Here is an 8,042-nt window from a genome sequence, read left to right as displayed (position 1 = left end):
GATGGCGGCGATCGCGACGCATGCTCGTGCGGGTGATCTGTTCGCGGCGGAGTTCCGTACCGACAAGGATGAGTCGGTGCAGAAGGTGCATGGCAATCACTATCGGCGGTTTCAGAATGCGGTGGAGTTCCGTGATTCGTTGACGGCGAAGTTCGGGTTCGGTGAGGTGTTGTTCGAGGTGGAGGACACGGGTCTGTCGCCGTATGGGGATGAGGACCCGGTGCTGTACCGGGTCATCGCCCGCGCCGGCGCGTAAGACCCAGCCCCCAACGTCGAGTGGTGCCGCACTGCACCGGCGAACGCCTGATGGTGCAGCCAGGCACCACTCGACGTTGTGACTCAGGCCACCGCCGCCCGCGGTTCCCAAGGAGGAATCAGCGGGCGTAGCCTCGTCGTTGCACTGAGTAGCAGTACTCAGCAGAACCAAGCCACCAACAAACCGTCTGGTACCCACACCGGCCCGCACCTGCGGGTGGTCGGAGGGACTGAAACGTGAGGCTGTAGATGATGACCGCACGCCTGCGGGTCGGGGTGGTCGGCGCTGGCCGCGTCGGCGCCGTCCTGGCCTCGGCGCTCCGTGCCGCGGGCCACGAGATCGTGGCCGTCGCCGGCGAGTCCGAGGCCTCTCGTGCCCGGGCCGCTGCCCTGCTTCCCGGCGTCGAGATCGCCAAGCCCAGCGCCGTCGCGCGGGCCTGCGACCTGCTGCTGCTGACCGTGCCCGACGACATGCTCGCCAATGTGGCCGAGATGCTGTCGGCCTCCGGCGCGATCCACGCCGGGCAGTACGTCGCACACACCTCCGGGCGCCACGGCCTCGCCGTGCTGGAGCCGGTGCGTGCGGTCGGCGCGCACCCGCTCGCGGTGCACCCGGCGATGACGTTCACCGGCACCGAGCTCGACCTCAGCCGACTGTCGGGCTGCGTCTTCGGCGTCACCGCCGAGACCGAGGAGCGCGCTCTGGCCGAGTCGCTGGTCGCCGACCTCGGGGGCCGCCCGATGTGGGTGCCCGAGGAGCGCCGCACGCTCTACCACGCAGGTCTCGCCCACGGTGCCAACCACCTGGTCACCCTGGTCGCCGAGGCGATGGAGATGCTGGTCGCGGCCGGTGGCGACAACCCCGCCGACACGCTGCGCCCGTTGCTGGAGGCCGCCCTCGACAACGCGCTGCGCAAGGGCGACGCCGCGCTCACCGGCCCGATCGTGCGCGGCGACGTGGAGACCGTCCGCGCCCACCTGGCCGACCTCACCCTGAACGCACCGCATACGTTGCCCTCCTATGTCGCGATGGCGCGCGCCACCTTGGACCGTGCCGCTGCGGACGGCCGGCTGCTGCCGCTGCGCGCCGCCAAGATGTCGCAGGTGCTGGAGGCCGCGCTGGCCGGAGCGCGCTGGCCGCAGAACGCCCAGGGCACCGAGCCCTGGACCATCGACGGGATGATCGGCTGATGCCCACCCCTGTTCTCGTCTCCACCCGCGCCGAGCTCGTCGAGGCGCTCGCCGAGCGCCGCGGTCGCGGCCAGCAGGTCGGCCTGGTGCCGACCATGGGCGCCCTGCACGAGGGCCACGGCGCCCTGATGGAGACCGCCCGCGCCGCTGTCGGCGACGGCCCCGTCGTGGTCTCGATCTTCGTGAACCCGCTGCAGTTCGGCGCCGGTGAGGACCTGGACCGCTACCCGCGAACCCTGGACGCCGACCTCGAGCTCTGCGGCGCGCACGGCGTCGACGTCGTCTTCGCGCCGTCGGTCGCCGAGGTCTACCCCGGCGGCGACCCGCAGGTCACCGTCGAGCCGGGCCCACTCGGATCGGTGCTCGAGGGCGCCACCCGGCCCGGTCACTACCGTGGCGTGCTGACCGTCGTCGCCAAGCTCTTCGGCCTGGTCCGCCCGGACGTCGCCGTCTTCGGCCAGAAGGACTACCAGCAGCTGGTGCTGATCCGGCGGATGGTCAGCGACCTCTGCCTCGGGGTCGAGATCGTCGGTGCCGAGACGGTGCGTGAGCCGGACGGCCTCGCGCTCAGCTCGCGCAACCGTTACCTGAGCGCGCGTGAGCGCGAGCAGGCAGTCGCCCTGAACCGGGTCCTGCGCCGTGCCATCAGCGACGCCGGCCTCGGCCCGGACTCCGCGCTCGGCGCGGGCCGTGCCGAGCTGCGCCGGGCCAACGGCGTGGATCTCGACTATCTGGTGGTCACCGACCCCGACCTCGGCCCGGCTCCGGCCCAGGGCGAGGGCCGGATCCTGATCGCCGCCCGGGTGGGCACCACCCGCCTGATCGACAACCTGCCCATCCACCTCGGCGCCCCATCGCCGACCCGAACCTCACCTAACGACACCGAGGGAGACAGCTGATGCTGCGCACCATGATGAAGTCCAAGATCCACCGGGCGACCGTCACCCAGGCCGACCTGCACTACGTCGGCTCGGTCACCGTTGACGAAGACCTCCTCGACGCCGCAGACCTGTTGGCCGGTGAGCTGGTCCACATCGTCGACATCACCAACGGCGCCCGCCTGGAGACCTACACCATCGCCGGCGAGCGCGGCTCCGGCGTGATCGGCATCAACGGTGCCGCCGCCCGCCTGGTCCACCCCGGCGACATGGTGATCCTGATCGGCTACGGCCAGATGACCACCGAGGAGGCCAAGGAGTTCCAGCCGTCGGTCGTCTTCGTGGACGCCGACAACAAGATCCTGGCCACCGGCTTCGACCCCGCCGAGGCGCCCGAGGGCAGCGGGCTGCTGCGCGGCGACCTGGTCAGCGGTCGCTGACGCCTCGGCCCACCGACACTCCGTGACCACCCTCCCCGCGCGGCTCGCCGCCCCCGCTCCCGGCTGGACGACGACGGCCGACGTCGTGGTGATCGGGTCCGGCATCGCCGGGCTCACCGCTGCACTGCGCATCCACAGCGCACTGCGCGACCGCGCCGACGACGACGGCGCCCGGGTCCTCGTGGTCACCAAGGACGTCCTCTCGGCCGGCTCCACCCAGTGGGCCCAGGGCGGGATCGCCGCCGCGCTCGGCCCGGGCGACACCCCCGAGCAGCACCTGCACGACACCCTGGTCGCGGGCGCCGGCGCCTGTGACGTGGACGCCGTCCGGGTGCTGGTCACCGAGGGCCCGGAGGCGGTGCAGGAGCTGATCGACCTCGGCACCCGCTTCGACCACCACGACGGCGTGCTCTCGCTGACCCGCGAGGGCGGCCACCACCGCGACCGGATCGCGCACGCCGGCGGCGACGCCACCGGCGCGGAGATCCAGCGTGCCCTGATCGCCGCCGTCGAGGCGTCGTCCGGGATCGAGGTGATCCAGCACGCGCTGGCCCTCGACCTGCTGCGCGACGCCGAGGGCCGTGCTGCCGGCGTCACCCTGCACGTGATCGGCGAGGGCCAGCGTGACGGCGTCGGTGCCGTCCGGGCGCGCGCCGTGGTGCTGGCCAGCGGGGGCATGGGCCAGGTCTTCAGCCAGTCCACCAACCCGGCGGTCTCCACCGGGGACGGGATGGCGCTCGCGCTGCGCGCCGGCGCCCGGCTGCGCGACCTGGAGTTCGTGCAGTTCCACCCGACGGTGATGTACCTCGGGCCGGAGAGTCGTGGGCAGCAGCCGCTGATCTCCGAGGCGGTGCGTGGCGAGGGCGCCTTCCTCGTCGACTTCGAGGGCAACCGCTTCCTCCAGGGGCAGCACGAGCTCGCCGATCTCGCGCCGCGCGATGTGGTCGCCAAGGCGATCACCCGGCGGATGCTGGAGACCGGCCGCCCGCACATGTGGCTCGACGCGCGCCACCTGGGTGCGGAGTTCTGGGAGCGCCGCTTCCCGACCATCCTGGCCACCTGCCGCAGCCATGGGGTGGACCCGGTGACCGAGCTGATCCCGGTCGCGCCGGCCCAGCACTACGCCTCCGGCGGCGTCGTCACCGACCTGTGGGGACGCACCGACATCCCCGGCCTGTACGCGACCGGCGAGGTCGCCTGCTCCGGCGTGCACGGAGCGAACCGACTCGCCTCGAACTCGCTGCTGGAGGGGCTGGTCTTCTCCCGGCGGATCGCGGAGGTGCTGCCGGCGGAGCTCCCCGCCTGGGCCGAGCCGGTGGCCGACCCGCGCCCGACCGGCATCGTGGACGGCGAGCTGCGCAGCGAGCTGCAGCGCATCATGACCGAGCGGGCCGGCGTGCTGCGCAGCGATCAAGGGCTGCGTGCGGCCCAGGCCGCGCTGACCGGGCTGCTGACCCGCCCGGTCGGCGACGTCAACGTCACCGCCTGGGAGACCACCAACGTGCTCACCCTGAGCCTGGCGCTGCGGGCCGGCGCGCTGGCCCGGCAGGAGACCCGCGGCTCGCACTGGCGTGAGGACCACCCCGAGCGCGACGACGCCGACTTCGCCGGTCACTTCGACATCCGACTCCTGGCCGGAGAGCTGACGCAGGCGTTCGTCCCTGCCGCCGCCTCCGACCTCTCGCCGACCTCCCGAGGAGCCTGACGTGGACATCGTCGCCACCGACTTCGACCAGCTGCCGACCGCGCTGCTCGCCGAGCTCGAGGCTGCGGGACTGGTCGCCGCCGAGGTGTACGCGGACGTCGTGCGCGCGATCGCCGAGGACGTGCCGACCGAGGACGTCACCAGCGCGGCGACGATCCCGGCCACCGATCTCGGCGTCGCCGACTTCGTGACCCGGGAGCCGGGCAGCATCGCCGGCCTCGCGGTAGCCGAGCTCGTCTTCCGCTACGTGGTCGGCCCCGAGGTGCGGATCGAGCGTCCGGTCGCCGACGGCACCGCGGTTGCGGCGCGGACCACCGTGCTGACCGTGCACGGGCCGACCCGCTCCCTGCTGATCGCGGAGCGGACCGCGTTGAATTTCCTGTGCCACCTGTCCGGGGTGGCCACCGCGACTGCCCGCTGGGTGGCGGCGCTGGAGGGCACCGGCGCGCGGGTGCGCGACACCCGCAAGACGATCCCCGGCTGGCGTCGCCTGGAGAAGTACGCGGTGCGCTGCGGTGGCGGCGTCAACCACCGTGGCTCCTTGTCGGACCAGGCGCTGATCAAGGACAACCACGTGCTCGCCGCGGGCGGGGTGGTGGCGGCCTACCGTGCAGTGCAGGAGCGCTACGCGCACGTCGAGCCGCCGCTGCTGATCCAGGTCGAGGTCGACTCCCTCGAGCAGCTGCGCGAGCTCCTGGAGATCGGGGTCACCTCGATCCTGCTCGACAACATGTCGCCGGACCAGCTGCGTGAGGCGGTCCGCACCAGCGCCGGGCGCGCCACCTTGGAAGCGTCCGGCGGGCTTACCCTCGAGAGTGCGGCCGAGGTCGCGGCTACCGGTGTCGACTACATCGCGGTGGGTGCGCTCACGCATTCGGCCAAGGTCTACGACATCGGCATGGACCTTCGCCCGGACGGTGCCTGAGATGGCATTGCTGGCCGCGGACATCGGCAATTCCCATACCGTCATCGGACTGATCGACAACGGCGAGGTCAGTGCGCACTGGCGGGTCGCCACCGACGAGCGGCGAACCAGTGACGAATGGGCGTTGCTGGTGCGTGGTCTGTTGGCGCCCGAGGAGATCTCCGTGGACGGAATCGCCGTCTGTGCGACCGTTCCGGCGGTGTTGCACGAGTGGCGCGAGATGCTGGAGACCCATTTCGGCACCTGTCCTGCCGTCGTCGTCGAGCCCGGGGTGCGGACCGGAATCCCGGTGTTGACCGACAATCCCCGTGAGGTCGGAACGGACCGGATCATCAATGCCCTGGGTGCGGCGCGCGGATATCAGGGTCCGAGCATCGTGGTCGACTTCGGGACGGCGACCACCTTCGACGTCGTCACCGCTGCGGGCCAGTACATCGGGGGAGCCATCGCGCCGGGCATCGAGATCTCGCTCGAGGCCCTGGGCCGCCGCGGAGCACAGCTGCGCAAGGTCGAATTGATGCGGCCGCGCTCGGCGATCGCGAAGAACACAGTCGAGGCGCTGCAGTCCGGGATGCTCTTCGGCGTCGCCGCCCAGGTCGACGGACTGGTGGCGAGGATGATCTCGGAATTGGGACATGATCCGGCCGAGGTGAATGTGATCGCCACCGGCCATCTCGCGCCATTGGTGATCGGTGAATGTGCGGCATTCACTGCCCATGATCCGTGGCTGACGCTGCGCGGACTGGAATTGGTATTCAGGCGTAACGCTGGCTGACGACAATCGGACTAGACCTGTGCAATGATGCCAGAGACATATCGACGGCTTGGGTTGAGGAGTCTTTGCAGATGGCACAGAAGGTTCACATTGTTCTGGTCGATGACATCGACGGAAGTGAAGCCGAGGAGACCGTTACCTTCGGGATTGACGGCGTCTCGTATGAGATCGACCTGAATGCTGACAATGCCGCCAAGCTGCGCGATGCAGTGGCGCCGTACGTCGGCCACGCACGTCGTGTCGGCGGTCGCAAGGCAGCCGGTCGCAAGGCCGCTGCCGGCGGTCCGAGCGCAGGCGACATCCGCGAATGGGCACGGGAGAACGGCTACGAGCTCTCCGACCGCGGCCGGGTTCCGGCCGAGGTGCGTCAGGCCTACGACGCCGCCCACTGAGCAGCCCCACCGTGTGCCCCCGAGTCGTCGGACTCGGGGGCACACGGCAATTCGCGAGGCGCGATGCCCGACGTGCATCGCGTCTGTTCGCTGAGAGCGGACCGGGATGGTGTGCTTCCCGGGAACACGTAGGGTGGAGCCAGACGTTGGTACCACTGTCCGCACGTCCATCCGAGGTGCGCAGCGGACCAAGCAGCAGATAGCGAGGCGCGTACATGTTTGAGCGGTTCACCGACCGAGCCCGACGAGTTGTCGTGCTGGCCCAGGAAGAGGCCCGCATGCTCTCGCACAACTACATCGGGACCGAGCACATCCTGCTCGGCCTGATCCACGAGGGGGAAGGCGTCGCCGCAAAGGCGCTGGAGTCCCTCGACATCTCCCTGGAGGCCGTGCGCGCCCAGGTCGAGGAGATCATCGGCCAGGGCCAGCAGGCGCCCAGCGGCCACATCCCGTTCACCCCGCGCGCCAAGAAGGTGCTGGAGCTCTCGCTGCGCGAGGCCCTGCAGCTCGGCCACTCCTACATCGGCACCGAGCACATCCTGCTCGGCCTGATCCGTGAGGGCGAGGGCGTCGCGGCCCAGGTCCTGCAGAAGCTCGGCGCGGACCTCAACCGCGTTCGCCAGCAGGTCATCCAGCTCCTCTCCGGCTTCCAGGGCAAGGAGGCGGCGTCGTCCGGCGCCCCGACCCAGACCGACGCCCCGTCGTCGTCGCTGGTCCTCGACCAGTTCGGTCGCAACCTGACCCAGGACGCCCGCGAGGGCAAGCTCGACCCGGTGATCGGGCGCGAGCAGGAGATCGAGCGGGTCATGCAGATCCTCTCCCGTCGCACGAAGAACAACCCCGTGCTGATCGGTGAGCCCGGCGTCGGCAAGACCACGATCGTCGAGGGCTTGGCCCAGGACATCGTCAAGGGCAACGTGCCGGAGACCCTCAAGGACAAGCACGTCTACACCCTCGACCTGGGTGCCCTGGTCGCCGGCTCGCGCTACCGCGGTGACTTCGAGGAGCGCCTGAAGAAGGTGCTCAAGGAGATCCGCACCCGCGGCGACATCATCCTCTTCATCGACGAGATCCACACCCTGGTGGGTGCGGGTGCCGCCGAGGGCGCGATCGACGCCGCCAGCATCCTCAAGCCGATGCTGGCCCGTGGCGAGCTGCAGACCATCGGTGCCACCACGCTCGACGAGTACCGCAAGCACCTGGAGAAGGACGCCGCGCTGGAGCGCCGCTTCCAGCCGATCCAGGTCGCCGAGCCGTCGATCGCGCACACCATCGAGATGCTCAAGGGCCTGCGCGACCGCTACGAGGCGCACCACCGGGTCACCATCACCGACGAGGCGCTGGTCTCCGCTGCGACGCTCGCCGACCGCTACATCTCCGACCGGTTCCTGCCGGACAAGGCGATCGACCTGATCGACGAGGCCGGCTCGCGTCTCCGGATCCGTCGGATGACCGCTCCGCCGGACCTGCGCGAGTTCGAC

General features: G+C 70.5%; 9 protein-coding genes. All 9 read left to right on the top strand.

All coding sequences use genetic code 11. From position 1 onward, the window contains the following. Window positions 1-256: hypothetical protein (locus ABD151_RS08140; protein ID WP_343993139.1), on the top strand; the 256-nt coding region annotated here is incomplete at its 5' end. Between the two features lie 251 nt (window positions 257-507). After that, window positions 508-1,446 carry a Rossmann-like and DUF2520 domain-containing protein gene (locus ABD151_RS08135; RefSeq protein ID WP_343993137.1) on the top strand — a complete coding sequence of 313 codons (939 nt, stop codon included), beginning with the start codon at window positions 508-510 and terminating at the stop codon, window positions 1,444-1,446. After that, window positions 1,446-2,345: a pantoate--beta-alanine ligase gene (gene panC / locus ABD151_RS08130; protein ID WP_343993135.1), complete on the top strand. Its 900-nt coding sequence runs from the start codon at window positions 1,446-1,448 to the stop codon at window positions 2,343-2,345. Before ABD151_RS08135 ends, panC begins: the two co-directional genes overlap by 1 nt. Then, window positions 2,345-2,764, top strand: coding sequence for an aspartate 1-decarboxylase (panD, locus tag ABD151_RS08125; protein WP_343993133.1), 420 nt, complete (start codon window positions 2,345-2,347; stop codon window positions 2,762-2,764). The genes panC and panD overlap by 1 nt, the downstream gene beginning before the upstream one ends. 22 nt (window positions 2,765-2,786) lie before the next feature. Beyond that, window positions 2,787-4,469, top strand: coding sequence for an L-aspartate oxidase (locus ABD151_RS08120; RefSeq protein WP_343993131.1), 1,683 nt, complete (start codon window positions 2,787-2,789; stop codon window positions 4,467-4,469). Between the two features lies 1 nt (window position 4,470). Beyond that, window positions 4,471-5,394, top strand: a complete 924-nt coding sequence (gene nadC, locus ABD151_RS08115; protein ID WP_343993129.1) for a carboxylating nicotinate-nucleotide diphosphorylase — start codon at window positions 4,471-4,473, stop codon at window positions 5,392-5,394. A 1-nt stretch (window position 5,395) separates the two neighbouring features. After that, entirely contained in the window at window positions 5,396-6,169 is a 774-nt protein-coding gene (locus ABD151_RS08110) for a type III pantothenate kinase (protein ID WP_343993127.1), read from the top strand. Window positions 6,170-6,240: 71 nt separating this feature from the next. Then, window positions 6,241-6,561, top strand: coding sequence for a histone-like nucleoid-structuring protein Lsr2 (locus tag ABD151_RS08105; RefSeq protein WP_343993388.1), 321 nt, complete (start codon window positions 6,241-6,243; stop codon window positions 6,559-6,561). Between the two features lie 215 nt (window positions 6,562-6,776). Further along, the coding region (locus tag ABD151_RS08100) for a Clp protease N-terminal domain-containing protein (RefSeq protein WP_343993125.1) at window positions 6,777-8,042 on the top strand (1,266 nt) is incomplete at its 3' end.

The organism is Nocardioides dubius, from assembly GCF_039528155.1.
GTDB classification, from domain to species: domain Bacteria; phylum Actinomycetota; class Actinomycetes; order Propionibacteriales; family Nocardioidaceae; genus Nocardioides; species Nocardioides dubius.
This window is presented reverse-complemented; position numbering and strand designations above follow the sequence as displayed.

Excerpts from the sequence above, each read along its gene's own strand:
- ABD151_RS08110 (WP_343993127.1), top strand. The coding sequence starts at position 5,396 with ATGGCATTGCTGGCCGCGGACATCGGCAATTCCCATACCGTCATCGGA.
- ABD151_RS08105 (WP_343993388.1), top strand. The coding sequence starts at position 6,241 with ATGGCACAGAAGGTTCACATTGTTCTGGTCGATGACATCGACGGAAGT.
- panC (WP_343993135.1), top strand. The coding sequence starts at position 1,446 with ATGCCCACCCCTGTTCTCGTCTCCACCCGCGCCGAGCTCGTCGAGGCG.
- ABD151_RS08135 (WP_343993137.1), top strand. The coding sequence starts at position 508 with ATGACCGCACGCCTGCGGGTCGGGGTGGTCGGCGCTGGCCGCGTCGGC.
- panD (WP_343993133.1), top strand. The coding sequence starts at position 2,345 with ATGCTGCGCACCATGATGAAGTCCAAGATCCACCGGGCGACCGTCACC.